Below are 25,382 nucleotides of genomic sequence, written 5' to 3'. Positions count from 1 at the left end.
GGCAGATACAGCCGAACACTTTCACCGAATGGTAACATTCAGGCTGTAAACTCTAGTATGTAGAAGTCTCTCCCATACAGCCACTCATTCCAAATCAGCGCAAAGCGCTCTTTTTTTGGGCCGGGGTTCGGCCCATTTCGCTTGATGACGCTGTAGGCGTCATGTCTATATGGTACTACAGCCATCAGAGATGTCGAGTGATGAGTAGCAAGAAAAAACTAATTGTCGGTATATCAGGTGCTTCCGGTGCGGTGTTCGGCATCCGAATGCTCGAAACCCTTCGGGAAATCGGCGTTGAGAGCCATTTGATCCTCTCGAAAGCGGCTGAAATGACCATCGGATATGAAACCGATCTGTCGCCGAAGGACGTGAAGGCCCTGGCCGATGTTGTCTACCCGATCGGCGATGTCGGCGCCCCCTGCTCCAGCGGCAGTTTTCCGACCGAAGGCATGGTAATCGCCCCCTGCTCCATGAAGTCACTCGCGGAAATTGCAACCGGCGTTACCAGCAGCCTGATGAGCCGGGCTGCCGATGTGGTCCTGAAGGAACGGCGCAGACTTGTCCTGATGACGCGGGAAACACCGCTCACCAATGTCCATCTGCGCAATATGCTGACCGTCTCGGAGATGGGCGGCATCATCGCGCCGCCGGTTCCCGCTTTCTATACAAAGCCGGAAAATCTGGACGATCTGGTCGATCATAATGTAGGCCGTGTGCTGGATCTGTTTGGCCTGGACACGGGCAAGGTCAAACGCTGGCGGATGCCGGAGGAATAATCACTCCATCCCGAAACCTGGTGGCATCTGGCCGCCAAGTTCTCCGGTTACGGCGCGTGCCGTTGCGGCCATCAGGCGCCCGAATTCTGCCAGACGTTCATCGTCGATCCGCGCCATCGGACCGGACATGGAAATTGCCGCAAGCGGTTCGCCGAATTCATTGAAGATGGGGGCGGAGACACAGCGCAAGCCAACCGCGTGTTCCTCATCATCCACCGCATAACCCTGTCGGCGAGCCTTATCAAGGTCATCCTGGACCATATCCACATCCGTCAACGTCTTCTCTGTCAGCTTGTACAGGTCCAGCCTGGACAGCAGCCTTTCCGACTGTCGCCAGTTCAGGCCCGACAGCAGGGCCTTGCCCACAGCAGAGGCATGAAGCGGTGCACGCCCGCCCGGCGTTGCCTGGGTGCGCATCATCTGACGGCATTCGACCTGCGTCAGATAGATGGCGTCCGCCCCATCCCTTACCGCAAGGTTGACGGATTCTCCGCCCTGTTCCATCGCCTGACGCATGAAGGGACGGGAAATGGCGACAAAATCACGCTCATGTAGAAATGCGGAACCAACGAAAAACGCCTGCACCCCGACGAACCAAAGCCCGCGTTCCTCGTCCTGACGGACAAAGCGGCGCAACTCCAACCCCTTCAGCAACCGATGGGCCGTGGATGGCGCAAGTTCCACGCGCTCCGCCAGATCACCCAGACTGATCCCGTGAGGGTGGCTGGCAACCGTCTCCAGAAGTGTCAGGGCCCGCGTCAGTGACCGAACCGGCCCGTCCATCCCCATTGCACTGTCGGCTTTGGTGGAAGGTCTGCCACGGCGGCGGGTCATCCCGCCACTCCCGGGCCGCTTTGTGCTCGTCACCATATTGGAATCCAATTTTTTCACAGTATTTTCACCAGATGGAAAAATATCATTCACCACCGCGCCAGCAAGCCTCAAATTGACGCAGCATAGGGAAAAAACGCTGTAAAATTGGACAATTTTGCTTATTATGGCGGCAAAGAACAAAAAACGCAGGCGCAAGATCACCCATATGCAGTTAATACAGGAAGGTTTTGATCATGCGCATTCGGCGCGAACATCTCACAAAAATCGTCGCCACCTTGGGGCCCGGCACCTCCAGCCCGGAAAAAATTGATGCCTTGTTCAGGGCAGGAGTGGACGTATTCCGCCTGAATTTCAGCCATGGCGCCTATGAAGAGCACAAGAAGCGCCTGGACGCGATTCGCGAGGTTGAAAACGAGACAGGCCGCCCCATCGCGGTAATGATGGACCTTCAGGGTCCGAAACTGCGCGTCGGGCAATTTGGTGACGGCCCTATTGATCTGGCTACAGGCGATCATTTTCGCCTGGACCTGACCGATAAGGCTGGCGATCAAAGCCGAATCCAGCTTCCCCACCCGGAAATCTTCGCCGCCCTGGAAACGGGTGCGGAGCTGCTTTTGGACGATGGCCGGGTCAAGCTGCGCGTCACCGAATGCGGTAAGGAATTCGCCGATACGGAAGTTGTCGTCGGCGGCCCCCTGTCCGACCGGAAGGGCGTGAATGTGCCCGGCGTGGTTCTGCCGCTGTCACCGCTGACAAAGAAAGACCGGGCCGACATGGAATTTGGCCTGGAAGCCGGTGTTGACTGGTGTGCGCTCAGCTTTGTGCAGCGCCCTGAAGATATCGAAGAGGCCAAGATACTGGTCCGTGACCGCGCGCTGGTTCTGGCAAAATTGGAAAAACCGGCCGCCATCGACCGTCTTGACGGAATCGTGGAACTGGCCGACGGCATCATGGTGGCCCGTGGCGACCTTGGTGTGGAAATGCCGCCGGAAGACGTGCCGATCCTGCAACGCCGTATTGTGCGGGCCTGCCGCCGGGCCGGTAAGCCGGTTGTGGTCGCCACCCAGATGCTGGATTCCATGGTTGAACGCCCTGTTCCGACCCGCGCAGAGGCAACCGACGTTGCCAATGCCGTCTATGAAGGCGCGGATGCCGTGATGCTCTCTGCGGAGACCGCTGTTGGCAAATATCCGGTGGAAGCGGTGGAAATGATGAACCGCATCATCAACCGGGTGCAGAAAGACGACGCCTATTGGAAGAACCTGGCGTCCGAACGGCCGGAGCCGGAAGCCACCACCCCGGACGCCATCAGTGCAGCGGTTCAGCAGATCGGCAGCACCATTGATGCCAAGGCAATCGCGACCTACACAACGTCCGGTTCGACCACGCTGCGCGTTGCGCGCCAACGTCCGGAAATGCCAGTCATCTGCCTGACACCGCGCACAGACACCGCCCGCCGGATGGCAATTGTCTGGGGCGTTCATTCCTGCCGCGCGCCTGATGCCCGCAGCATGGAAGACATGATCGAAACCGCCGTCCATCAGGCACGAATCGACGAATTTGTGGAAACGGACGACCGGATCGTCATCACCGCAGGCCTGCCTTTCGGCACGCCGGGCAAAACCAATATCCTGCGCATTGCCCGCATCCGACCGAAAGACGAATTGCACGAAGTTTCCGGCTTCTAACACCGGAACCAAATGCTTTAACAAAGAAAGACACCGCCTGCGCCACAGGCGGTGTCTTTCGTTCTGGGTTGCCTAGCTCTGGCTAGATTGCCTGGTCTTCCAACTCCTTGACGAGGTGATCAAGGCGATCGCGAATACGCTGCAGGTGGGGGTTTACGGCCAAGGCTTCACGATAGGCATCAATCGCCTCCTGCTTTTCCCCCAGCGCTTCCAGATTGAGGCCCAACCCCGCAATCGCTCCGAAATGCCGGGGTTCCAGCGCCAGCGTGTGTTCCACATCATCAATGGATTCGCGATGGTGTCCGATCAGATAGAAGACCGTCGCACGTTTGTTCCAGCCTTCGGCGTAATCGGGGGCCCGCTCCACGATCTCGGAAAACAGACGAATGGCGTGCCGATAGCCACCGACGGTCAAGGCCATCATGCCTTGCTGCATCAACTCATCAATATCGCTATTGCCACTTTCCAGCCAGATCGACCAGATTTTCAACTCAAGGGAATGCGCCTGCGCATTGTCTATATCCTCGGAGAGCTGGTCAAACAGAGGAGGAAGACGCTTGTCCTTCTGATCCGCAGCAACAGGAGACGAAGCCAAGGCAATCACGATGGTGATGACAGTCAACAAATAGCGCATGGTCCTAAACCTTCCAACGCCCAGTATATCAGGATTTCCTGCTTCATGCCTGTAATGAGGCCGGAGCTAGCAAAGTTGTGATGCCTTTTGTTGTGTTGCAGAGCCGGGGCGACTCTCGCTAATCTCCGCCCATGAGGGATGAAATCTTCGACTGTTTTTCCGATACGCTGGGTCTTGCACGGGCACGCTTTCTTGCTGCCTGTGACATGGCCGGCATTCGCGTCAGCGCCTTTCCCGGTCAGGCCACCGGCAGTGAAAACGACAGCAAGCCCGCCTTTGCGGATATCGCCCTGTTCGGCTCCCCTGCGGCAAAGACCGTCTTGATTCTGGCACCGTCGGAGGGAGGACGTTCATCCTTTCTCGCCTCCGGTGTTATGACCGCAGCAATCCGGCAACAGTTGTACACCCGTCTGCCCCGCGACGTATCGCTTTTGATGATCCACGCAGTCAACCCCAAGGGACCGCTATGGGAGGGCGGCGATGTCCCTGCCCCTGCGACGCAGACAGCGGATACACAGCCAACGGAACCGGAAACATCTGACGCACAGCAATGGGACGACGACATGCTGGCCCGTGCCGAGGCGCGCTTTCTGCTGGACAAGGGCCAGAGTGCCGTTTCATCGGGATTCAGTCGGCAGGAACTTGAAAACCGGCCTCTTTCGGACCTTATCGTGCCTGCCTGGGATAACCGCGTTATCGACGCCATCGTCGAAAACAAGCTCCGCGAATGCGAGGCGGTTTTTGTCCTGGAAATCGGTACAGCCCCCGGGCCAGCCGGAACAGTGGAATTGTTCGGTCAGGATGCACCATTCTGGCAGGAACTGACCGAAAATGCGCCCTCCCCGGCCGAAGCTGGCCATGTGGGCCTATATGATATCCTGTCCCAGCACACATTATCCGCAAGCGTCAGCGGCGCCGTCGCCCGCTTCGGCTATGAGGCGGAAGCCGGCCGGGCCACAGCCCTTTCATTTCTGCTGGATACAACCGACAGGAGCTGGCAGCCCGCCACCTGGAAAAAGGCGTCAGCCATTATCGAGCACGCAATCGAAAAGGCCTCTGGCCCACAACCTCAATCAAGCTGAATCGGGCAGGCTGCAGTATCAAAGCCTTGTCCGTCGAGCGACGCGACAAGCCGGATTCCAATCAGGCTGTTGGTCAGATACAAACTGTCGGCAGATTTGAGCTGCTCAACACCCAGGCTCTCCTCTACCACGTCATATCCCTGCCCTGCCGCCGCTTTCAGCAGACGCGCCCGCGTGATCCCGCCCAATACGCCGTCTTCCAAAGGCGGCGTCACAAGGCGCTGTCCGGTCATCGCAAAGATATTGGCCGCCGTGGCAGAACAGACCCGCCCGGCATTGTTGAGCATGACCGCGTCGTCAAATCCCGCATCGCGCGCGGCGCTCAGCGCCATGATGTTATCCAGATAACCAAGAGCCTTGATCCGGCTAAGCGGTGAGCCCTCGTTACGGCGGATATCGCTGACCGTCAGAGACGCCGCAGGCAGTGTATGTGGTTCATGGGTCATCCCGAAGGCCGTCAGCATGATGGTAGGCGCAACGTCATGGGGTGGCAGAAGACCACGCGGCCCGGTGCCACGCGTCACCGTCAGGCGCAGGGATGCATCGACCAGGTCATTGGCCGCCAGCAAGTCCCGGCAGGCCTCGTCCAGCAGGTCTTCAGTCCATTCGGTATAAAACCCCAGAACCTTTATCCCCTCGCAAAGGCGGCGATAATGGGCATGGAAGAACTGCACCTTGCCGTCAACGGCGCGCATCGTCTCAAACAAGCCATCCGCCAACAGGAAACCGCGATCGTTGGGCGCAATCCGCGCCCGGTCTACGTCTTTGAGGACACCATCAATCCACAGCTTCATCACAAGTCTCGCCCACCTTATCCGACTGCGTGAGGAAATTCTCCAGAAGCTTGTGCCCCCCTTCGGTCAGCACGGCTTCCGGATGGAACTGAACGCCGAAAATCGGATATTGGCAATGACGAAATGCCATGATCTCACCGTCCGGCGCGGTTGCGTTGACCACGAGGGGACAATCCTGCCCATCTTCCGGCAAATGCACGACCAGGGAGTGATAGCGTGTTACTTTCAGGGGCGAGGGCAGACTGTCAAAAACGCCAGTCCCATCATGATCAATGTCGGAGGTCTTACCATGGAGCGGTCGCACAGCACGGGCGACAGTGCCGCCATAGATCTGGCCGATGGCCTGATGACCAAGGCAAACACCGAGAATGGGGATGGTCGGCCCCAGCTTTTCGATCACCTCAAGCGAAATTCCGGCCTCATTGGGGGTGCAGGGGCCGGGCGATATCACAATTGCTTCCGGTGCCATAGCGACAATCCCGTCCACAGTGATTGCATCATTGCGGATCACACGAACCTCCCGCCCAGCCTCTTCCAAATAGCGCGCCAGATTGTAGACGAAGGAATCGTAGTTATCGATCAGCAGGATCATGACACGGCCTTGTTTGACTGCTCTGCGCGCCCCGACGTCATGGCCGCGAGCGCCTCAAACAGGCGACGGCCTTTGACCAGGGTTTCTTCATATTCAGCCGCAGGGTCGGAATCGGCCACAATGCCGCCTCCGGCCTGGAAGGTGATCCGGTTGTTCCGGATCGCAAGGGTTCGGATCAGGATGCTGGTATCCATATCCCCGGCAAAGCTGATAAACCCGAGAGAGCCACAATAAGGGCCGCGCCGTTCCTGTTCCAATTCCGCAATGATTTCCATGGCGCGAACTTTCGGCGCACCGGTGATCGACCCGCCGGGGAAACTGCCCGCCAGCAAATCGACAGCAGACCGCCCAGCCTTCAAGGCCCCTGTTACGGCAGAGACAAGGTGATGCACGGATGCATAGCTTTCCAAGGCACATAGTTCCGGCACCGTCACCGTATGCGGAGCACAGTTTTTCGACAGGTCGTTGCGCAGCAGGTCAACGATCATCACATTTTCGGCGCGATCCTTGTCACTGGCCAGCAGTTCCGCGGCAAGGGCCCTGTCTTCTGCCGCGGTTTCACCGCGCGGACGGGTCCCCTTGATCGGCCGTGTTTCCACCCGACCGGCGTCGACCTTCAGGAACCGCTCCGGCGATGAAGAAGCGATCACCGTATCGCCGGTGGAAAAATAACCGCAGAAAGTCGCACTATTCATCTGACGCAGGCGGCCATAGAAGGCGAGGCTGTCGAAACCGTCCGGCAAGTCGGCGGCAAATCGCTGGGACAGGTTGGCCTGAAAGATGTCTCCTGCATAGATATAGTCGATGACCTTCTGGACCTTCGCTTCATATTCCGCGCGGCTGTCACTGTATTCCCAGTCCAGCGCGGGCATGATCATCACCGGCCAGTCGGCCTCGTCGATCAGCAGGTCGCGGAACCGGGCAGCGCGTTCACACGCCCGTTTTTCCCGGCCGGCCTGTGTTGCCTCAGGCTGACCCGTACTGATCAACCAGGCGCGTTTGGCATTATGGTCGAAGGCCAGCACCACATCGTAGAACCCCACCGCCATGGCCGGGAACTGCATTTCATCGGACTGCGTGTCCGGCAGGTTTTCCAGGCCCCAGGCAAGGTCATAACCGAACAGACCGGCAGCGCCTCCCTGAAACGGCGGCACATCGGGGTCTTCATGGCGCTCCAGCTCATAGCGGGCCAGTTCAGCCTTCAGGATATCGAAGGGTTGTCCGTCGACCGCCGCATCATCAATCGTGGTCGTCGCCCCGTCGGTGCAGATAACCTTGAACGGGTCCGCCGCAATATAGGAAACCGTGCCCAGACGCGGTTCGGCCATCGCACTGTCAAGGAACAGCGGATAGGGCAGATCGGCAAACGCCGGGAACAGCGATGCCGGATCCCGATAGGGGATTTCTTCAACGCGTGCAGGTTGGCTCATCGAACGGTTACTCACTATTGCGCAGGACGCCATTTTACAAAATGGCACACCGATAGATCATACACTGCGCGACTTATATATGCCTGCCTGCGAAGAGTCCAAAGCTGCATCGCACCCTTGGTCCTAGGATGCGGCCCCCATCGTGAAAAGCTCCATATCCGCCTTTGTACCGGGGATGGCGTGACGGCCCAGTTGTACCCAGGGCCCCTGATGATATTTGGTCAGCTCTTCCGACACCACCAGGCGTTGTTTAAGCGGCTTGCACATGGCCTCGATCTTGGCCGCCTCATTGGCGGCCCGTCCCACAACCGTGAATTCCACCCGCTCTGCCGTACCGATATTGCCGTAATGGACGCGGCCCAGATGAAGGCCGATGCCGTAACCGATCGGATCGCGGCCTTCTTCTGTCCGGGCCCTGTTCAGCTCATCAACACGTTGTTCGGCCTCGCGCGCTGCAGCCAGCGCATTCTCGCAGGCGCGCTGCCAGCCTGCATCATCGTTGGCCGGTACCGGGAAAATTGCCAAGACAGCATCACCGATAAACCGCAGAACCTCTCCTTCGCGCGCCATAACCGGTTCGGCAAGACAATCAAAATAGTTGTTCAACAAAGAAAGATAGTCCGGTGCGGGCAATTCCTCCGACAATCTAGTGGAACCGCGCAGGTCGGAGAACCAGATCACGGCATCCTGGCTTTGACCGTCACCGCGTTCAACGGCACCGCGCAGCACGCGCCCCCCGGTTTCATGGCCCAGATAGGCCCGCAAAAGAGACAAGGCCGTCTCATGACGAACCAAAATTTCCACCGCGCGCGAGGCCGCACGCACGACCTGACGCAGGCGTTCCACCTCATGCTCGGTAAAACCGCCATCCTGGTCTGTGGCAAAGGTCACCACGCCATTACGACTGACGGAGGTAAAAATCGTCAGGGCAAGATAGTCAGTCATGCCCTCTTCCTTCAGTTCATGCAGAACCGGAAAATCCAAATCTTCAACCGGTCGGGTAAGGTCGCGGCGGATTTCGCTTTCTTCGCCCGAGTCCAGCACACGAACGGGACTGTTTCGATAGATATCCCGTCCTTCCAGGCCGTGGAGAACCCGATGTACCTCGATTTCCGTGTCGCCTCGCTCCCATCGAAAACCCAGGGCTGTGAGTTGCGGATGCAGGATACGGAACATGATCCTCATCCGGGAAATGGGGATGCCGCCCGCCAGGATGGTTTCCGCCAGTCCCTGGATCCAGACCTCAGGCGCATTTCCGTCGACCATAGACGTCGCCGCCCACTCAATGACCGGATCCGGCCAAAAGCCTTTTGCCCAGGATTCCTTTGAAATCTCACTCACGGTCCCATCCTTTGTTGCTGTGGTCCGCCGCCCATGCCGCCATTCTATCAATAAACAGCGTGAAAACAGTCTGATTTTCGCGGGCACGAAGGCTCGCTATCCGTCTGGGGGCATATATGGATAGCAGGCCCTGCCTAGGCAAGGGCCTGGACCGATACCGTGTTTTCTGAATGAGGGCCGTTACACGTCAACCAATAAAATAACGCAATGCGACGACGGTTCCGACCCCGCCCGCGATGGCCGCCAGAGTTGGCACCCGAAGTGCCAGGATGACGGTGACAATCGCCGCAATGGCCTCCGCCGGGCCGGAATCCAGCGCCGTCGGCGTGATAATCGCGATCAGAACCGCACCGGGCACAGCCTCCAGGGCACCGGCCAGACGGCCCTTGATAGCGAAACGTCCCATCAGCCAATAGCCGCTATAACGCGTCAGCGCCGTCACCGCTGCCATCCCCAGGATCGTGAGGATAATCATCTGGTCATTTGACATGATCGGCCTCCTCCTTGTAGGCGATCGCGCCCGCGACCACGCCTGCAACACCGCCCAGGAAGATATACCAGACACCCGGCAGGTAGCGATGGGCAACCCAGGCCGTCACCGCGCTTGCGGCCAGCGACGGTGCAGATTTCCAACCCCGCCAGAACCCCATGACAAGCGTGATGAAGACCGCGGTGAAGACAAAATCAAAACCATAGGTTTCCGGGTCCTTGACCACCTGACCGAAGGTCACGCCCAGCACACTCCAAAGCAGCCAGTTCAGATAGAAGGGCAGGATCACGCCCAGGACATAGGCCGCGTTCAGTTTCCGTTTGGCTGCGGACCGCAGAACCATGGCCCAGGATTCATCCGACATGACGTAGAGAAAGGACCAGCGGCACCAGGTGGGCAAATGCCGGATATGCGGGGCGACCGCTGCCCCCATAAGGACATGACGCAGGTTCACCAGCAATGTGACACCGATGATGGACAGGGCCGGCACCGGGGTCGCCCACATATCAAGGGCGGTAAACTGACTTGCCCCGGCGAATACCAGGCTGCTCATCATGAGGATATCCCATTGCCCCAGATCCGCCTGCGCCGCCAGCGCACCGACCATCAAACCAAAGGGCGCGGCCCCGACCGCCAATGGAAACATATCCCACATTCCACGCAGAAAGGAGGAGTGAGGGCTCCCTCCCTGCTCTGCTATCGCTATTCCATCCGACATTACTTTTTCTCTTATCAACAACCGAACTGGTGAGAAGCTATCAGGCTGCCACCGGGATTTATTGGATAAAATTGCATAACGGCCCTCGACACGCCGGAATCCGATCTACCTTAAAAAGAGGCCCGCCGCACCGGCTGGCGGGGTCATGACCTCAACAGGGGGGGAGAATTTCAGAAAGGGGCCCTCACATGAAACGCTTTGTCATCGAACGCGATATTCCGGCCATCGGGAAAATGCCGCCGAAAGACCTGTCGACGGCAGCGGCGACGTCCAACGAAGCCTTGGCGAAACTTGCACCAAAGGTGCAGTGGGAACATTCCTACGTGACGGCAGACAAGACATTCTGCATCTATCTGGCTGATAGCGAGGATGACGTCATCGCCCATTCGAAACTCAGCGGTTTTCCGGCCAACAAGATCACGGAAGTCACCGGGATGATCGACCCGACTACTGCCAAATAGCTGGCGGGCAGCTTTCTAGGTCCGATAGGCATCCTGATAGGCTTTGGGGGTAATGCCAAAGGCGCGTTTGAACCAGCGGTGAAAATGGCTTTGGTCCCAAAAACCGAAGTCCACGGCCGTTTGCGCCAGCCCGCGCCCCTGCGCCAATGCTTTCTTGGCATGCCCCAGGCGGCGGTTCGTCAGATAGGCATGCGGCGTCAGCCCGGCCACTTTGCGAAACTCCCGGATCAACCGGAACTGGTTGACGGCAAGCTGCTCGGAAAGCTCCGACAGGCTGACATCCCGGTCCAGATGTTCTTCCAGATAGGCACAGGCATGGCGTACCAGGCGATGATCGCCCGTCACCCGGTCCTCAACAATGATCGCATCCCCATGCCGGGAGAACAGCAGGCGCAGCATATCCAGCATCTCGCCTTCACTCGTCAAACGCCCAACACCGGCCTGGGACAGACGGTGCAGCCTGCAGACCCGCACAGCCAGTTCGGGGTCATCCAGTGTGGATGTTACGAAACGCGGCGGTCTTCCCCCGCGAATACCCAATGTGCCCGCGACCTCCTCCATCATATGGTCTGATGGATACAGCATGCGATAACTGGCCCCGCCCTCCGCCGGGCGGCAGTCGTGCAAATCACCGGGGTTGATCGCCAGAACCTGCCCCGATGCCAACGACGCCTGACAGCCGCGACTGTGATAGGTCAGGCCGCCTCGCTCCACACTGCCCAGCACGAATGTGTCATGGGTATGCGGTCCGAAACAATGCTGCCGGTCCATGGAATGCATATATTCCAGATCGTGGAAGTGACGATCCACCCAAAACTGGGCCCAGCCCGTTTTGGCGGACTGGCCTGAGCATTGATCATGTGTATCAAGAATTGCGGACATGTGGCCTGATTAACGAGATTGAAACCCTTTTGTCTTGTACAGAATTGCAATTAGCTCAGGCAAGCATCGCGATAGACCTTGGGCGTAACGCCAACTGTCTTTTTGAAGGCGCGGTTCAGGTGGCTTTGATCGTAAAAGCCGCAGGCCACGGAAACCTCCGCCAGGGTCGCCCCGGCCCGCATCATACGCTTTGCACGCTCAATGCGCCGGTTGATCACATAGGCATGGGGCGTCTGGCCCGTTTCCTTTTTGAAGGAACGGATCAGGCGAAACTGGTTCATATCCACCAGACCTGACAGGTCTTCCAGATGGAAATCCGTTTCCAGTTGATCTTCCACATAGTTTCGCACGCGCTGAATGGCGCCCCCTTCGCGCCCCAAGGCCTTGGCTTCATGTTTGCCATCCGCATAACGCCGGATCAGCAGGGTCAGCATCTCCAGCATCTTCTCTTCTGCCTCGAGGGTATCTCCCCCATTGGCCAGCAACACATGCAGATTGGCGATCCGGGACGAAATTTCCGGGTCGGCCATATGGGAATTGTTGAAATAGGGCAGTTCCTCGCTGTCACTTTCCGTGACCTCGGCCAGCGCGCGCCGCATCAGGGCGACAGAGGGATAGAACATGCGATATTCGTAACCACCTTCGGCGGGACGCCCGTCATGCAGGTCGCCCGGATTGATAACAGTGGATTCCCCACCGTTCAGGGCATTTTCACAGCCGCGGCTGCGATACAATTCGGTCCCGCATATAACGGTCCCGAAGGCATAGGTGTCATGGGTGTGCGGCGAATAGACATATTTGGTAAAGCGCGCATGCAGGCATTCCAGGTCATCAAAACGCGAATCCATCCAGAAACGCGTCATCTCCTGTCTTTGCAGCCCATCCTCGTAGACGGCTTCCTGTTGCGCAATGCCTGTTAACATGGCTCCATTGTATCCAGGCAGAAGGATAGGTCTTGTAAAAAATTGCACCGACCCAATTAAGGGCCGGTGCAGTTGGCAACACACGTCGGAAGAAGCGTGTTTAGAGTTTGCCTTCCACCGCAGCGATGAAGATCGCCTTCAGGTCTGCTGCGGAAACCGGTTTCGGGTTGCCACCGGCAGACGGATCGCGAGCCGCCATTTCACCGATTTCATCAGCCCGATCCGCAGGAACGTCGATTTCGGCCAGCGTATTCGGCGTGCCCAGCTTGGCCCGGAAATCCAATACCCATTTCAGAACGGCGTCGTAATTGGCTTCCGGCAGGTCGAGGATACGCGCCAGCAACGGCATACGATCTTCGATCGCATCGCGGTTATGCTGCATCACATAGGGCAGCAGGATCGCATTGGTCAGACCGTGATGGGTGTCGTAGACAGCGCCCACCGGATGCGCGATTGCGTGCACACCGCCCAGGCCCTTCTGGAAAGCCGTTGCCCCCATGGAGGCCGCCGCCAGCATGTCGGCACGGGCGTCGATGTCCGTGCCGTCAGCATAAGCACGCGGCAGGGCATCGGCGATCAGGCGCATGCCTTCCAACGCAATACCGTCGGCCATCGGGTGATAACCCGGCGCGCAATAAGCCTCGAAGCAATGCACGAAGGCGTCAATGCCCGTTGCAGCCGTGATATGCGGCGGCAGACCAACCGTCAGTTCCGGGTCGGAAATCACCACGGCGGGAACCATCTTCGGATGGAAGATGATTTTCTTCTCATGGGTTTCCTCGTTGGTGATAACCGATGCACGGCCCACTTCCGAACCGGTGCCGGAGGTGGTTGGCACCGCAATAATCGGGGCGACACCTTCCGGTTTCACACGGGTCCAGTTGTCGCCGACATCTTCGAAATCCCAAAGCGGGCGATCCTGACCGGCCATCAGTGCAACGGCCTTGGCTGCATCCAGACCACTGCCGCCGCCAAAGGCGATAACGCCGTCATGGTCACCAGCGTGATAGGCGGCAACGCCATCATCCACATTCTTGCCGACCGGGTTGCCTTTCACATCCGCGAACAGACCGATACCAAGACCGGCGGCCTCACAGGCAGCAACGGCATCCTTGACCATCGGCAGGTCCCGCAGGCCGAAATCCGTGATCAGCAGAGGGCGTTTCATGCCCAGCTTTTTGCATTGTTCGGGAAGCTGCGTGATGGTACCCGCGCCGAAAACCATCGCTGTCGGGTAATTCCAGTTTCCTTTTTTAGTGCTCATTCGTCTTTGTCCTTCAGATCGCCGATCGACGGGTTAAATCTTGGTACGCAGGTGGAAGCTTTTCGGGCGCGTTAGCGCCTCGAAACCGACGGAAGACAGGGTGCAACCGCGACCGGAATTCTTCACACCGGTCCAGGCCAGGGCCGGGTCCAGATAGTCACAGCGGTTCATGAACAAGGTCCCGGTTTCAACGTCGTCACCCAGACGCAGGGCAGCCTCTTCGTCAGTCGTCCAGATCGAGGCAGTCAGACCGTATTCGCTGTCATTCATCAGTTTGATCGCTTCCTCATCGGAGGAAACCTTCATGATACCAACGACCGGACCAAAGCTTTCTTCGGTCATGACACGCATGGAATGGTCCACATCGACCACAACCTGCGGCGCCAGATAGGGTGTGCCTTCCTTGTTCGCAGCAAAATCCGCCGGGTCGATCAGGGCTTTCGCCCCAGCCTTCACGGCATCGGCGACCTGACCACGGATAAATTCCGCAGCAGCAGTCCGTACTACCGGGCCCAGGTTGACACCGTCTTCCATCGGGTTGCCCAGCTTGTACTGACGGGTCAGCGCGGCATAGCCTTCGACGAATTGTTCGTAGACATCCTCATGGACATAGATGCGTTCAATCCCGCAGCAGGACTGGCCGGAGTTGAAGAATGCACCATCCACCAGGCTTTCAATGGCATGGTCCAGGTTGGCATCCGCACGGACATAGGCAGGGTCTTTGCCACCCAGTTCCAGGCCGGTGCCGATAAACTTGCCGGAAACCGCCTGCTGTACCGCGTGACCACCGCGAACGGAGCCCGTGAAATTGACGAAATCCACGCGCGCGTCGCCCATCAGGCGTTCTGCATTGGCATGATCAGTGTGGACATACTGGAACACACCTTCCGGCAAGCCAGCTTCCTTGAAGGCATCCGCGAAACGTTCCGCACAGAGCAGGGTCTGCTGCGAATGTTTCAAGACAACTGCGTTGCCTGCCAGAAGGGCCGGGAAGACACCGTTCACTGCCGTCATATACGGGAAATTCCAGGGGGCAATGATCGCGACAACACCGAGAGGTTCGCGGCGGATAAAGCGATTGAAGCCGTCCTTCTGGCCCGGGTCCACGTCGGCCAGAGCCTTCGGCGCGATCTCGATCATATAGCGCGCGCGTTCCTCGAAACCGCCCATCTCACCGGGAGACTGGCTGGCCGGACGACCGATCTGCCAGGACAGTTCTTCTGCGATTTCATCTTTCTTCGCCAGGAACGCTTCCAGGGCTTTGGTCATCAGCGCCTGACGTTCGGCCAGCGGCGTCTTTTTCCAGGATTTCTGGGCCGCGTCGGCTTTGGCGAGGACCGCATCGATCTGGTCCCAGTTGGCAGCCGGGCGTTCGGCGTAAACGCTGCCGTCAACCGGCGTGATGATTTGCAGCATTTCCGTCATGGAATACCTCTCAAACTGAATTGTTTTGCGTATGGCGGGGGCCAAAGCCCCCTGGATGTGTCGATCAGGCGAAATCAGATAATTTCGAAATAACGTTCCATTTCCCAACTGGTAATGGCCTTGCGGAACTCACGTTCCTCCCACTCACGGGACTGGGCGAAATGTTCCACGAAATCTTTACCGAACAGGTCCTGCGCCGCCTTGGACTTGCGCAGGCGACCGGCTGCCTCGTAAAGGGTCTGCGGCAGTTGCAGTTTGGCCGGGAATTTCTTCTCGTAGGCATTGCCTTCGACCGGTGCGGTCGGTTCGATTTTATTCTCGATCCCCCACAGGCCGGAGCCGATTGCCGCCGCAAGGGCGATATAGGGGTTAATATCAGCCGCCGCAATGCGGTATTCAACGCGCTGGGATTTCTCACCACCGGGGATCGCGCGCAGGGCAGTCGTCCGGTTGTCGACACTCCAGGTGGCCTCCGTCGGTGCCCAGTAGCCCGGGATCAAACGGGAATAGCTGTTTACCGTGCAGGCAACCATAGCCAGGATTTCCGGCATCAGGGCCTGCTGGCCGCCGATGAAATGGCGCATGGTGTCGGACATATTGTTCGTCTTGCTGGTGTCATGGAAGGCAGAACTGCCGTCCTTGTTGGCAAGCGAGATATGGATATGCCCTGACTGACCAGGATATTCGCCGGACCATTTTGCCATGAATGTCGCCATCCACCCCTGACGCTGGCACAGGATCTTGGTGAAGGTCTTGAACAGCGAGGCCTTATCGGCTGCCGACAAGGCGTCATCATGGGCCAGTGCCGCCTCCAGCACACCCGGACCGGTTTCCGTATGCAGGCCTTCGATGGGCATGTCCATCTCGGTGCAGAGGTTGAGCAGGTCGTGATAGAACTCGGAATGCACAGAGTTGCGCAGCATGGAATATCCGAAGAAACCCGGCGTGATGTTTTCCAGGTCCTTGTAATTCTTTTCGCGCACGCTTTCCGGCGTTTCATCGAAGACGAAGAATTCAAATTCACAAGCCGCCGTTGCTTTCAGGCCCATTTTGTCGGCGCGGTCCAGCACCCGGCGCAACACGCCACGCGGACACACCGTTTCCGCCTTTTCTTCGAATTCCCCCAGGAAGAGGATGGAATTTTCCTCCATCGGCAGTTCGCGGCAGCTTTCCGGAATGATCCGCACCGGCGCATCCGGATAGGCCGTGTGCCAGCCGGTATAGGTGGCGCTGTCATAAAGCTGGTCGTTGGAGTCCCAGCCCAGCACCACATCACAGAAACCGAAACCGCCGTCGAGAGCGGAAAAGAACTTTTCGCGGCTCATATATTTGCCGCGCATGATCCCGTCGACGTCAAAGATGCCGACTTTCACATAGTCGATGCCGCGTTCCTGGACGATTCTCTTGGCATCAGCCACCGTCTTCACGTCACGCGCATTCATAAATTGTGCTCCGTCCATTCCGCTGTCTCCCCGAACATGGCCTGTTGATTGTCAGGTTTATCGCCCTTCCGGCATCTTGCTGCCTGGAACAGATTTTACGCAAAAATGCGGATGGCGCCCCGATTTGAAAAAATTGTTACATAGGTCGTTTAACCCTGTCAAATAGGATATTCGGCAATCACGCTGTTTATTTTTCAATATTTCGTCGAAAAACGCCTTTCGTGACGGATAATTTACCCATTTGTCCAGAAATCCTTGCCCCGCCCCATGATTAGGCTGTAATAAATTTTACAGAACCAATTTTGAGGGGAAAAGCCGTGAGCGAGACGAAAGCGAGCACCATTGCCGAAACACTGCGCGGCAAGCTGGAAAGCCTGACGCCTTCCGAACGCAAACCCGCACAATGGTTGTTGGCCAATTACCCCATGGCAGGCCTGGAAACCGTTTCCAACTTTGCCAGCCAATCCGGGGTCAGCGCCCCCACGGTCCTGCGCCTGATCGCCAAGATCGGGTTTGACAGCTATCCGGATTTTCAGTCCGCGCTCCGCAACGAAGTGAAGGCGCGGCTGGCCTCACCGCTCAGCCGTGGCCAGGGAACCGGCAGCGCCCAGGTCTTCGAGGCCCCGCAACAACCAAGCACACCCGACTCGCTGTCGAAACATGCGCTGGCCGCCGCCCGCAATATCCAGGCCCTGCTGGACGGTATCGCACGTGCGGATTTCGACTCGACAGTTGAGCTATTGGGGGATTCGGAGCGGAACATCTACCTGATGGGCGGCCGGATCACGGATCCGATCGCGCGCTATTGCTATCGCCATCTGCGCCTGATCCGCGAGGATGTCTTTCGGCTGGACAACCATTCCAGCACCTGGCCGGAAAATCTCGCCGACATGAAGAAGGGCGATGTGACGGTCGTCTTCGATGTCCGGCGCTACCAGAAAGACATGGAGCTTTTCGCAGAGCAGGCGGCGGCCAAGGGCGGCATCATCATCCTGATAACGGATCAGTGGCTGTCGCCCGTCTCCCGCGTGGCGCGGCATATCTTCCCCCTGCATATCGACGTCCAGGCGCGCTGGGACTCCCACGCCGCAACCCTTGTCCTGACCGAAGCCCTTGTCGGTGCATTGCTGGACCGGCATTGGGATCGGATCAAGGACAGGATTGGTTTGCTGGAACAATACAGGGCGCAGATATCACTTTAACGCGCCCTTCCACCTCAAGAACTGGAGTGAACTTCCCGTCCTGACCACGCGCCACCTGCCGGGGACTGCGCCCCGCTTTTCTCCGCACGCAGACGGGATGTCCGCAATTCGCCCGCCTGTTCCAGGATCGGATAGGCGACAGACGCCAGATGGGAGTTAACGCGTTTCAAATCACGGATAACGTCAAGATGCATGGCAGACGTTTCAATTGTCTCCGGGCGCCCCTCTTCCAGACGCTTGTAATGGTTCTCGGCAGCCTGCTGCTCCAAGGCGCGGAAGGCCACTTTTTCCCGCAACAACTTCCGGGCCATCGGCAGATCACCTGAAATAAACACACCCAGCGCGAGACGGAGGTTGTCGTGGAGACGGCTGTAAAGCTGGTCCAGCTCTTCCTGCCCTTCCGCAGAGAAATGCAGCATCTTCTTCTGCTTCTTGACCGCCGCATCGACGATATTTTCGATAATGTCCCCGATATGCTCCAGATTGGTGCAAAAGGACATCACATCGCCGCAACGCCGACTTTCATCATCGTCCAGGGCCTCACGGCGCATTTCCGTCAGATAAAGTTTCACGGCTTCATAAAGCTGGTCGATCATGTCGTCACGTTGGCCGATGGCAGCAATATCCGTCGGGTCACCGCCTTCGCGCAAAGACGTCATCGTTCGTTCCAACATATCGTCAACAAGGTCCCCCATACGCAGAACTTCGCGGGTCGCGTTGGTGAGGGCGATATCCGGGTCCATATCCTCGTGGTACCCGAGATTGCGTTCGAGCATCCGCTCTTCCTCGGGCAAGGTTTCCTCGGGCACAAGGCGTTCGACAATCTGCGCGGAAAAGGTGATCAGGGGCAGGAAGATGACCGCCAGACCAATATTGAATGCAGTATGCAGGTTGACACTCATCCGGACCGGATCAGGGTCCAGCATCGCCAGATAAGGCATGATCACGCCAAGGGACGACAGGACGATCATCGCGCCCACCACCTTGAACAAGGCATTGCCGATGGCGACACAGCGCCCCGCACGCGCCCCGTGCAAGGTTGCCATGATCGGCGGCAAGGCCCCGCCCAGGTTCGCCCCGATGACAAGCGTCAAAGCCAGTTGTTCGGAAATGGAGCCTGATGCGGCCAAGGACGCCACCAGCAGAACAGTGGCAAGGCTGGAATGCGCCAGCCAGGTCAAAACCCCTGCGATCAGGACCGCAAGCAACGGTTCACCTTCCAGCGCACGGATCACGACCAGCATGGTGTCGGACGAGCGAAGCGGGGCCGAACTGGCGACGATCAGCTTCAGCGACAACAGCATCAGCCCCAGTCCCAGGAAAATGCGGCCAATGCTGCGCCGGCGCTTCTTCGGGCTGCTGGAGAAGGTAGCGAAGCCAACCAGGATCAGCAAAGGCGAGGCCCAGGAGAAATCGAAACTGAACACCTGCGCGACAAGACTGGTCCCGACATCTGCGCCCAACATGATGGCAAGCGCCACGGAAAGCGCCACCACGCCCTGCGCGGCGAAATCCGCAGTCATGAGGCAGGCCGCCGTACTGCTTTGCAGAAGGCCCGTAACCCCAAGCCCGGCCCCGAAGGCCGCGAAACGGTTGGTCAGCCAGCGCTGCATGAAATGACGCAGCCGGGCACCGAATGCACGCTGTGCACCGGTGCGGACCATCCGCATTCCCCAGAGCAGCAAAGCAACCGCACCAATCAGATTAAGCAACAGCATTGTCGCAGACATGTCCCCACCTTTCTTTTTGTTTTTATCCCGTCAAAACGACGGGTCGTTCACCTGTTCAACCGATCCGGGACCGACCGGCAATGATAGGACTCCTTAATTCTTGCCATCAAGACAAACATTAGGGAGCCATTTAATTCGTAATGTTACAGAAATATTACATACGTCAAGGACTACCTAAAAGTAATATTGGAACCGAACAACCGTATTTTGGACGTCGGTATAGATAAACACTATGGTCAACTGCGGCATTACTCTATGTTTCCGCCTCCAGACAGCACCGCCACATCACGCCTGATTGGAAACTTCACCCTTGCATTTCGGCGTAAAGCCCGCATATGAGGGGAACAAATTCACGGTTCATTATTTTTGGGGTTAGCCGATCCCTTCGGGGTTGGTCGTAGTTTTCATGGATGCACTTCTAATTCTGGTCGGCCTCGTCTTGCTGTTTGTCGGTGGTGAGGGAGCCCTGCGCGGCGCCATTGCATTGGCAAAAAAACTGGGCGTCTCTCCAGCCATGATCGGTCTGACGGTTATCGGTTTTGGTACTTCGGCTCCGGAATTAGTCGTCACCATGCAGGCCGCGATTGACGGCCAACCGGCCCTTGCCATTGGCAATGTGGTCGGCAGCAATATCTCCAATATTCTGCTGATAGTCGGTGTCGGCGGCATGATCACACCGCTGGTCTGTGACCCCAAGGCCCTGCGCCGCGATGGCCTGATGATGCAGGCCTCGATGGTCCTGCTGGTCATTTTGGGCATGACCGGGAAAATCGTCTTCTGGCAGGGCGCCATTATGGTTGCCGTTCTGGTCGGTTATCTTGCCTGGTCCTATATCCAGGACCGCCGGGAAGGCGAAGTTGCGGACCTGCACGAACGTGAAGTTGACGAATTACAGAATGTGCCGGACAACCCCGCCGTCATTACGCTTTATCTGCTTCTGGGCCTGGGCGCCCTTGTCGGCGGCGCAAGGCTGCTGGTGGAAGGTGCGGTCAACATCGCAACCGACTTTGGCGTGCCTGAGTCGATTATCGGCCTGACGATTGTGGCACTGGGCACGTCGCTGCCGGAACTGGCCGCCACCATTGTTGCAGCCAGCCGCAAACATGCCGATGTGGCCGTTGCGAATGTCATGGGCTCCTGCCTGTTCAACATTCTGTCCATTCTGGGCCTGACCGCAATGGTCCACCCGTTGGAGATCGTTCCCGATATCCGCCAGATCGACATGTGGGTCATGCTGGCCGCCTCTCTTGCACTGGTTCCCATGCTCTTCGGCGACCTGAAAATCTGCCGCCGGGACGCGGCAATTTTGCTTGCCGGATATGTCATTTACATAGGCAGCCTGGCGACCCGACTACCGATTTAACCAAAAACGGTCACAAGATTCGGCATTCCCCGCACGGGCTCTTCGCTGTTATTAGTTTTCTTTATTGAATGGTCGTCCAATATAAAAACGGGCTATGGATTGGATAGATATTATCTATATCTCGTGCCGTTTTCTTATATTTTTTTTATTTCTGTAACAAAAACGTCTCCTTCCTGTTCCAGATATGTGCTTACATCTTGGGACCATGCAGCAGTGTTGCGTAAAGGGCTCCAAGATCCTCGTTCGCTGCTGCTTCCGTATAGGGAATGAAACCCGCGGGGAAGCAACGGGCATTTCCTTATCTGGGGAACTTAATTGGGAGCATTCACAATGGGCTTTACGAAAAAGCTGAAACTGGGCCTTCTTGGCGTATCGCTGGCGGCTGTTTATGCCAACGTTGCCATGGCGGAAACACTGACGGTCTACACTGCGGTCGAGGCAGAAGACCTTAAGCGTTACGCAAAAGAATTCAACAAATCCAATCCTGACATCCACATCAAATGGGTTCGCGATTCCACCGGCGTCGTAACGGCGAAACTGCTGGCGGAAAAAGACAACCCGCAGGCTGACGTTGTCTGGGGCCTGGCCGCAACCTCGCTGATGAAACTGAAATCCGAGGGCATGCTGGAAGGCTATGCCCCGGCTGGCGTTGAAAAGCTGGACGCCCAGTTTGTCGACAAAGCCACCCCGCCGACCTGGACCGGTATGGATGCCTGGGTTGCCGCAGTTTGCGTCAACACCGTTGAAGCCAAGGCCAAAGGCCTGCCGATGCCGACCTCCTGGGAAGACCTGACCAAGCCGGTTTACAAAGGCCATGTTGCCATGCCGAACCCGGCTTCTTCCGGCACCGGCTTCCTGGACGTTTCCTCCTGGCTGCAGATATTCGGTGAAGACGGCGGCTGGAAGTTCATGGACGGTCTGCATGAAAACATCGCCTGGTACACCCACTCCGGCTCCAAGCCCTGCAAGCAGGCTGCGGCCGGTGAAGTGCCGATCGGTGTAAGCTTTGCCTTCCGTGGCGCCAAGTCCAAAGCCAAGGGCGCTCCGCTCGAAATCGTTATCCCGACCGAAGGTGTTGGTTGGGACATGGAAGCCACCGCAATCGTGAAAGGCACCAAGAAACTGGAAGCCGCGAAAAAGCTGGTTGACTTCACCATCACCAAAGACGCCAACGTGATGTACAACAAAGGCTATGCCGTTGTTGCCTATCCGGGCGTTGCCAAGCCGGTGAAATACTTCCCGGAAGGCATTACCGAGGCGATGATCAACAACGACTTCGAATGGGCGGCTGTCAATCGTGACAAGATCCTTGACGAGTGGACCAAGCGCTACGACAGCAAGTCGGAAGCGAAATAATCCACGCGACACCGCGAGATAAGAGACGGCCTGGGATTGCATGATCCCGGGCCGCCTTTCCCGTTTGTAATTCCGTAATTTCGCTGTGTTTCGCCCTTAAGCACGGGACCGCTCCACCGGCCTCCCTGCCCGCATCACAGCCAGTAACTTGCGCATGGAAGGACAAGACTATGTCAAGCCAGGACTCCTATTTGCAAATTCAGAATGTGGTGAAACAATTTGGCGATTTCACCGCACTGAAAGATGTTTCGATGACCGTGGAAGAGGGTGAATTCGTCTGCTTCCTCGGGCCGTCGGGTTGCGGCAAGACAACCTTGCTACGCGCAATTGCGGGTCTGGATATCCAGACTGCCGGTAAAATCTTCCAGGGTGGCAAGGATATCTCCGCCCTGCCCCCGTCCAAACGCGATTTCGGGATTGTGTTCCAGTCCTACGCCCTGTTTCCGAATATGACCGTAGCCAAGAATGTGGCTTATGGCCTTGAAAACCGGAAAATGAAAAAAGCAGACATCGACAACCGCGTACAGGAATTGCTCGCAACGGTCGGACTGCCGGATCAGGGCAACAAATACCCGGCCCAGCTTTCCGGTGGGCAGCAACAGCGCGTGGCCCTCGCGCGCGCGATTGCGACCAATCCCGGCCTGCTGTTGCTGGACGAGCCGCTGTCGGCACTGGACGCACGGGTCCGCGTTCATCTACGCCACGAGATCAAGGAACTGCAGAGCAAACTGGGCATCACCACCATCATGGTGACCCATGACCAGGAAGAAGCCCTGACCATGGCCGACCGTATCGTCGTCATGAACCACGGGGTGATCGAACAGGTCGGCACACCGATGGAAATCTACCGCACACCGCAGACAGCCTTCGTTGCCGATTTCATCGGTCAGATGAATTTCATCGACGGGGTTATCGTCGACGGCAACGCGGTCCAGGTAGGCCAACACAAGCTTTCCTGCGAGACCAACGGCTACAAAGTGGGTGATTCCGTCCAGGTCGCAATCCGGCCGGAAGACCTCATTGCCATCGAAGACGGCAACACGGAAAACGCAATCAACGTCAATCTGAAGGACATGGAATTCCTCGGCTCCTTCTTCCGTGCGGACCTGAGCGGCGGCGACATCGGTCAACGCACAATCCAGGCTGATTTCTCCATCAACCTTTCGCGCCGTGTATCGTTGGAAAATGGCCGCGAAATGAACCTGCGCGTACCGGCGAGCCACATTCGGCTTTTCCCGGCGGAGGGTTGATCGATGTCGGATATCACCATCAACAAGGCGGATATCGTCAAACCGAAGCTAAGCCGGGACGATTGGATCATGCGGACCTGCATGGTGCTGATCGGCCTGTTCCTCGTCGTTGCCGTCGTGCTGCCGCTTTACTCCATGATGTCCAAATCGCTGGAAGACAGCGACGGTAACTTCATCGGCCTGGCCAACTATGTGGAGTTCTTCTCGACCCCGGTCCTCTTCAGTTCCATCTTCAACAGTCTGTTCATATCAGTCCTTGCGACGTTCATCGTATTGGTGACCGCCTTCTTTTATGGCTATGCGCTGACGCGAAGTTGCATGCCGTTCAAGAAATTCTTCCGGCTGGTCGCGATGGTTCCCCTGCTCGCACCGTCGCTTTTGTCGGGGATTTCGCTTGTCTACTGGTTTGGCAACCAGGGTGTTGCAAAAGAGGTTCTTCTGGGTGAATCCATCTATGGGCCGATCGGGATTGTCTTCGGGTCAAGCTACTGGATTTTCCCGCATGCCCTGATGATCGTCATCACCGCGTTAAGTATCGCCGATGCGCGCCTTTACGAGGCCGCCGACGCGCTTCGCACCAGCAAGCTCAGAACGTTCTTCACGGTAACGCTGCCGGGGGCAAAATACGGTCTGATTTCCGCAGGCTTTGTGGTTTTCACACTGGTCTTCACCGACTTCGGCGTGCCCAAGGTGATCGGCGGAAACTATAACGTTCTGGCCACCGATATCTATAAACAGGTCATCGGTCAGTTGAACTTCCAGATGGGTGCGGTCGTTTCCGTCGTCCTGTTGCTGCCCGCCGTCGCGGCCTTTGCCGTTGACCGCATTGTTCAACGTAAGCAGATCGCCCTGTTGTCCGCCAAGGCCGTTCCGCTCATCCCGAAACCGGACCGTGGCCGCGACCTCGCCTGCTTTGCTTTCTGCAGCGTAATCGCCATCATCATTCTCGGCATGATCGGCATGGCCCAATATGCGGCCCTCATCAAATTCTGGCCGTATAATCTGGAATTGTCGCTGAACAACTACAACTTCGACCTGATGGACGGGGGCGGCTGGGATGCCTTCTTCAACTCCATCAAACTGGCGCTCTATTCCGCCTTCTTCGGCACCATCATCATCTTCTTCGGGGCCTATCTGGTGGAAAAGGGCCGGGGTTTCCAGCGGGGTCGCGCAACCCTGCAGGCGCTGGCAATCGTGCCGCTGGCTGTACCGGGCATGGTTCTGGGTCTGTCCTATATCTTCTTCTTCAACCACCCGGACAACCCGCTGAACTTCATCTATGCGACCATGGCAATCCTGGTGGTCGTGACCATCACGCACTTCTACACCGTCAGCCACCTGACGGCAGTCACAGCCCTGCAACAGATGGACCGGGAGTTCGAGGCCGTATCGGCCAGCCTGAAGACGCCATTCTACAAGACCTTCTGGCGGGTGACGGTTCCGGTCTGTGCCCCGGCGATGCTCGACATCAGCATGTATCTGTTCATGAATGCCATGACGACGGTCTCTGCCGTGGTCTTCCTGTATTCGACAGATACGGCATTGGCGTCCATCGCCGTGTTGAACATGGACGATGCAGGTGACATCGCACCGGCGGCAGCCATGGCCATGATGATTGCCTATACCTGTCTGGGCGCGCGCATCCTGCATGCGATCCTGACACGCGGCATTCAGAAAAAGTCGGACGCATGGCGCCGACGCTGAT

23 protein-coding genes are annotated in these 25,382 nt (G+C 57.6%); 9 read left to right on the top strand and 14 right to left on the bottom strand.

Annotated features, from left to right (window positions below; translation table 11 throughout):
- The first annotated feature begins 200 nt into the window (after positions 1–200).
- The gene (locus IF205_RS07685; protein ID WP_259782705.1) at positions 201–776 is read left to right on the top strand and encodes a UbiX family flavin prenyltransferase; all 576 of its coding nucleotides are present in this window, start codon (positions 201–203) and stop codon (positions 774–776) included.
- On the opposite strand, the gene IF205_RS07680 is transcribed toward IF205_RS07685, so the two are convergent.
- Positions 777–1,610: an IclR family transcriptional regulator domain-containing protein gene (locus IF205_RS07680; protein WP_259782704.1), complete on the bottom strand. Its 834-nt coding sequence runs from the start codon at positions 1,608–1,610 to the stop codon at positions 777–779.
- 233 nt (positions 1,611–1,843) lie between these two features.
- On the opposite strand from IF205_RS07680, the gene pyk reads away from it, so the two are divergent.
- A complete protein-coding gene (gene pyk, locus IF205_RS07675) occupies positions 1,844–3,298 on the top strand; it encodes a pyruvate kinase (RefSeq protein WP_259782703.1) in 1,455 nt (484 codons plus the stop codon).
- A gap of 82 nt (positions 3,299–3,380) precedes the next feature.
- On the opposite strand, the gene IF205_RS07670 is transcribed toward pyk, so the two are convergent.
- Positions 3,381–3,932 carry a tetratricopeptide repeat protein gene (locus IF205_RS07670; RefSeq protein ID WP_259782702.1) on the bottom strand — a complete coding sequence of 184 codons (552 nt, stop codon included), beginning with the start codon at positions 3,930–3,932 and terminating at the stop codon, positions 3,381–3,383.
- A gap of 131 nt (positions 3,933–4,063) precedes the next feature.
- Between IF205_RS07670 and IF205_RS07665 the strand changes: the two genes are divergently transcribed.
- A complete protein-coding gene (locus tag IF205_RS07665) occupies positions 4,064–5,014 on the top strand; it encodes a DUF2817 domain-containing protein (protein ID WP_259782701.1) in 951 nt (316 codons plus the stop codon).
- On the opposite strand, the gene IF205_RS07660 is transcribed toward IF205_RS07665, so the two are convergent.
- The 6 genes from IF205_RS07660 to IF205_RS07635 form a co-directional block, all read right to left on the bottom strand.
- Positions 5,002–5,808, bottom strand: coding sequence for an aminotransferase class IV (locus tag IF205_RS07660; protein WP_259782700.1), 807 nt, complete (start codon positions 5,806–5,808; stop codon positions 5,002–5,004). The genes IF205_RS07665 and IF205_RS07660 overlap by 13 nt on opposite strands.
- Entirely contained in the window at positions 5,792–6,400 is a 609-nt protein-coding gene (locus IF205_RS07655; RefSeq protein WP_259782699.1) for an anthranilate synthase component II, read from the bottom strand. The genes IF205_RS07660 and IF205_RS07655 overlap by 17 nt, the downstream gene beginning before the upstream one ends.
- On the bottom strand, positions 6,397–7,830 hold the full coding sequence (pabB, locus tag IF205_RS07650) for an aminodeoxychorismate synthase component I (RefSeq protein ID WP_259782698.1): 1,434 nt from the start codon (positions 7,828–7,830) through the stop codon (positions 6,397–6,399). Before pabB ends, IF205_RS07655 begins: the two co-directional genes overlap by 4 nt.
- A 123-nt stretch (positions 7,831–7,953) precedes the next feature.
- Entirely contained in the window at positions 7,954–9,171 is a 1,218-nt protein-coding gene (locus IF205_RS07645) for an adenylate/guanylate cyclase domain-containing protein (protein WP_259782697.1), read from the bottom strand.
- A gap of 187 nt (positions 9,172–9,358) precedes the next feature.
- Positions 9,359–9,661: a branched-chain amino acid transport AzlD family protein gene (locus IF205_RS07640; protein WP_259782696.1), complete on the bottom strand. Its 303-nt coding sequence runs from the start codon at positions 9,659–9,661 to the stop codon at positions 9,359–9,361.
- The gene (locus IF205_RS07635; RefSeq protein ID WP_259782695.1) at positions 9,651–10,307 is read right to left on the bottom strand and encodes an AzlC family ABC transporter permease; all 657 of its coding nucleotides are present in this window, start codon (positions 10,305–10,307) and stop codon (positions 9,651–9,653) included. The genes IF205_RS07640 and IF205_RS07635 overlap by 11 nt, the downstream gene beginning before the upstream one ends.
- 260 nt (positions 10,308–10,567) lie before the next feature.
- On the opposite strand from IF205_RS07635, the gene IF205_RS07630 reads away from it, so the two are divergent.
- On the top strand, positions 10,568–10,840 hold the full coding sequence (locus IF205_RS07630) for a DUF4242 domain-containing protein (RefSeq protein WP_259782694.1): 273 nt from the start codon (positions 10,568–10,570) through the stop codon (positions 10,838–10,840).
- A gap of 15 nt (positions 10,841–10,855) precedes the next feature.
- On the opposite strand, the gene IF205_RS07625 is transcribed toward IF205_RS07630, so the two are convergent.
- The 5 genes from IF205_RS07625 to IF205_RS07605 form a co-directional block, all read right to left on the bottom strand.
- Positions 10,856–11,722 (bottom strand): helix-turn-helix transcriptional regulator, encoded by an 867-nt coding sequence (locus IF205_RS07625; RefSeq protein WP_259782693.1) that lies wholly within the window; start codon positions 11,720–11,722, stop codon positions 10,856–10,858.
- Between the two features lie 50 nt (positions 11,723–11,772).
- Positions 11,773–12,645 carry a helix-turn-helix transcriptional regulator gene (locus IF205_RS07620; protein WP_259782692.1) on the bottom strand — a complete coding sequence of 291 codons (873 nt, stop codon included), beginning with the start codon at positions 12,643–12,645 and terminating at the stop codon, positions 11,773–11,775.
- 100 nt (positions 12,646–12,745) lie between these two features.
- Positions 12,746–13,909: an iron-containing alcohol dehydrogenase gene (locus IF205_RS07615; RefSeq protein WP_259782691.1), complete on the bottom strand. Its 1,164-nt coding sequence runs from the start codon at positions 13,907–13,909 to the stop codon at positions 12,746–12,748.
- 33 nt (positions 13,910–13,942) lie between these two features.
- Positions 13,943–15,334, bottom strand: coding sequence for an aldehyde dehydrogenase family protein (locus tag IF205_RS07610; protein ID WP_259782690.1), 1,392 nt, complete (start codon positions 15,332–15,334; stop codon positions 13,943–13,945).
- 74 nt (positions 15,335–15,408) lie between these two features.
- The gene (locus IF205_RS07605) at positions 15,409–16,794 is read right to left on the bottom strand and encodes a glutamine synthetase family protein (protein WP_259782689.1); all 1,386 of its coding nucleotides are present in this window, start codon (positions 16,792–16,794) and stop codon (positions 15,409–15,411) included.
- 299 nt (positions 16,795–17,093) lie between these two features.
- Here IF205_RS07605 and IF205_RS07600 point away from each other — a divergent pair, with 299 nt between their 5' ends.
- A complete protein-coding gene (locus tag IF205_RS07600) occupies positions 17,094–17,978 on the top strand; it encodes a MurR/RpiR family transcriptional regulator (protein WP_259782688.1) in 885 nt (294 codons plus the stop codon).
- 14 nt (positions 17,979–17,992) lie between these two features.
- Here the strand turns inward: IF205_RS07600 and IF205_RS07595 are convergent, their stop codons facing one another.
- Positions 17,993–19,708, bottom strand: coding sequence for a Na/Pi cotransporter family protein (locus IF205_RS07595; protein WP_259782687.1), 1,716 nt, complete (start codon positions 19,706–19,708; stop codon positions 17,993–17,995).
- A gap of 406 nt (positions 19,709–20,114) precedes the next feature.
- On the opposite strand from IF205_RS07595, the gene IF205_RS07590 reads away from it, so the two are divergent.
- The 4 genes from IF205_RS07590 to IF205_RS07575 all read left to right on the top strand — a co-directional run bounded on the left by IF205_RS07590 (position 20,115) and on the right by IF205_RS07575 (position 25,381).
- Positions 20,115–21,071, top strand: a complete 957-nt coding sequence (locus IF205_RS07590) for a calcium/sodium antiporter (RefSeq protein ID WP_259782686.1) — start codon at positions 20,115–20,117, stop codon at positions 21,069–21,071.
- 330 nt (positions 21,072–21,401) lie between these two features.
- On the top strand, positions 21,402–22,427 hold the full coding sequence (locus IF205_RS07585) for a putative 2-aminoethylphosphonate ABC transporter substrate-binding protein (protein ID WP_259782685.1): 1,026 nt from the start codon (positions 21,402–21,404) through the stop codon (positions 22,425–22,427).
- A 170-nt stretch (positions 22,428–22,597) separates the two neighbouring features.
- A complete protein-coding gene (locus IF205_RS07580; RefSeq protein WP_259782684.1) occupies positions 22,598–23,677 on the top strand; it encodes a putative 2-aminoethylphosphonate ABC transporter ATP-binding protein in 1,080 nt (359 codons plus the stop codon).
- Between the two features lie 3 nt (positions 23,678–23,680).
- Positions 23,681–25,381: a putative 2-aminoethylphosphonate ABC transporter permease subunit gene (locus IF205_RS07575; RefSeq protein WP_259782683.1), complete on the top strand. Its 1,701-nt coding sequence runs from the start codon at positions 23,681–23,683 to the stop codon at positions 25,379–25,381.
- Position 25,382: the final 1 nt, after the last annotated feature.

The organism is Aestuariispira ectoiniformans (assembly GCF_025136295.1).
GTDB classification, from domain to species: Bacteria; Pseudomonadota; Alphaproteobacteria; order UBA8366; family Aestuariispiraceae; genus Aestuariispira_A; species Aestuariispira_A ectoiniformans.
This window is presented reverse-complemented; position numbering and strand designations above follow the sequence as displayed.

What these genes read in the sequence shown, in the direction of transcription:
- IF205_RS07685 (WP_259782705.1), top strand. Translation starts at nt 201, where the DNA reads ATGAGTAGCAAGAAAAAACTAATTGTCGGTATATCAGGTGCTTCCGGT.
- IF205_RS07680 (WP_259782704.1), bottom strand. Translation starts at nt 1,610, where the DNA reads ATGACCCGCCGCCGTGGCAGACCTTCCACCAAAGCCGACAGTGCAATG.
- pyk (WP_259782703.1), top strand. Translation starts at nt 1,844, where the DNA reads ATGCGCATTCGGCGCGAACATCTCACAAAAATCGTCGCCACCTTGGGG.
- IF205_RS07670 (WP_259782702.1), bottom strand. Translation starts at nt 3,932, where the DNA reads ATGCGCTATTTGTTGACTGTCATCACCATCGTGATTGCCTTGGCTTCG.
- IF205_RS07665 (WP_259782701.1), top strand. Translation starts at nt 4,064, where the DNA reads ATGAGGGATGAAATCTTCGACTGTTTTTCCGATACGCTGGGTCTTGCA.
- IF205_RS07660 (WP_259782700.1), bottom strand. Translation starts at nt 5,808, where the DNA reads ATGAAGCTGTGGATTGATGGTGTCCTCAAAGACGTAGACCGGGCGCGG.
- IF205_RS07655 (WP_259782699.1), bottom strand. Translation starts at nt 6,400, where the DNA reads ATGATCCTGCTGATCGATAACTACGATTCCTTCGTCTACAATCTGGCG.
- pabB (WP_259782698.1), bottom strand. Translation starts at nt 7,830, where the DNA reads ATGAGCCAACCTGCACGCGTTGAAGAAATCCCCTATCGGGATCCGGCA.
- IF205_RS07640 (WP_259782696.1), bottom strand. Translation starts at nt 9,661, where the DNA reads ATGTCAAATGACCAGATGATTATCCTCACGATCCTGGGGATGGCAGCG.
- IF205_RS07635 (WP_259782695.1), bottom strand. Translation starts at nt 10,307, where the DNA reads ATGTTTCCATTGGCGGTCGGGGCCGCGCCCTTTGGTTTGATGGTCGGT.
- IF205_RS07630 (WP_259782694.1), top strand. Translation starts at nt 10,568, where the DNA reads ATGAAACGCTTTGTCATCGAACGCGATATTCCGGCCATCGGGAAAATG.
- IF205_RS07625 (WP_259782693.1), bottom strand. Translation starts at nt 11,722, where the DNA reads ATGTCCGCAATTCTTGATACACATGATCAATGCTCAGGCCAGTCCGCC.
- IF205_RS07620 (WP_259782692.1), bottom strand. Translation starts at nt 12,645, where the DNA reads ATGTTAACAGGCATTGCGCAACAGGAAGCCGTCTACGAGGATGGGCTG.
- IF205_RS07615 (WP_259782691.1), bottom strand. Translation starts at nt 13,909, where the DNA reads ATGAGCACTAAAAAAGGAAACTGGAATTACCCGACAGCGATGGTTTTC.
- IF205_RS07610 (WP_259782690.1), bottom strand. Translation starts at nt 15,334, where the DNA reads ATGACGGAAATGCTGCAAATCATCACGCCGGTTGACGGCAGCGTTTAC.
- IF205_RS07605 (WP_259782689.1), bottom strand. Translation starts at nt 16,794, where the DNA reads ATGGACGGAGCACAATTTATGAATGCGCGTGACGTGAAGACGGTGGCT.
- IF205_RS07595 (WP_259782687.1), bottom strand. Translation starts at nt 19,708, where the DNA reads ATGTCTGCGACAATGCTGTTGCTTAATCTGATTGGTGCGGTTGCTTTG.
- IF205_RS07590 (WP_259782686.1), top strand. Translation starts at nt 20,115, where the DNA reads ATGGATGCACTTCTAATTCTGGTCGGCCTCGTCTTGCTGTTTGTCGGT.
- IF205_RS07585 (WP_259782685.1), top strand. Translation starts at nt 21,402, where the DNA reads ATGGGCTTTACGAAAAAGCTGAAACTGGGCCTTCTTGGCGTATCGCTG.
- IF205_RS07580 (WP_259782684.1), top strand. Translation starts at nt 22,598, where the DNA reads ATGTCAAGCCAGGACTCCTATTTGCAAATTCAGAATGTGGTGAAACAA.
- IF205_RS07575 (WP_259782683.1), top strand. Translation starts at nt 23,681, where the DNA reads ATGTCGGATATCACCATCAACAAGGCGGATATCGTCAAACCGAAGCTA.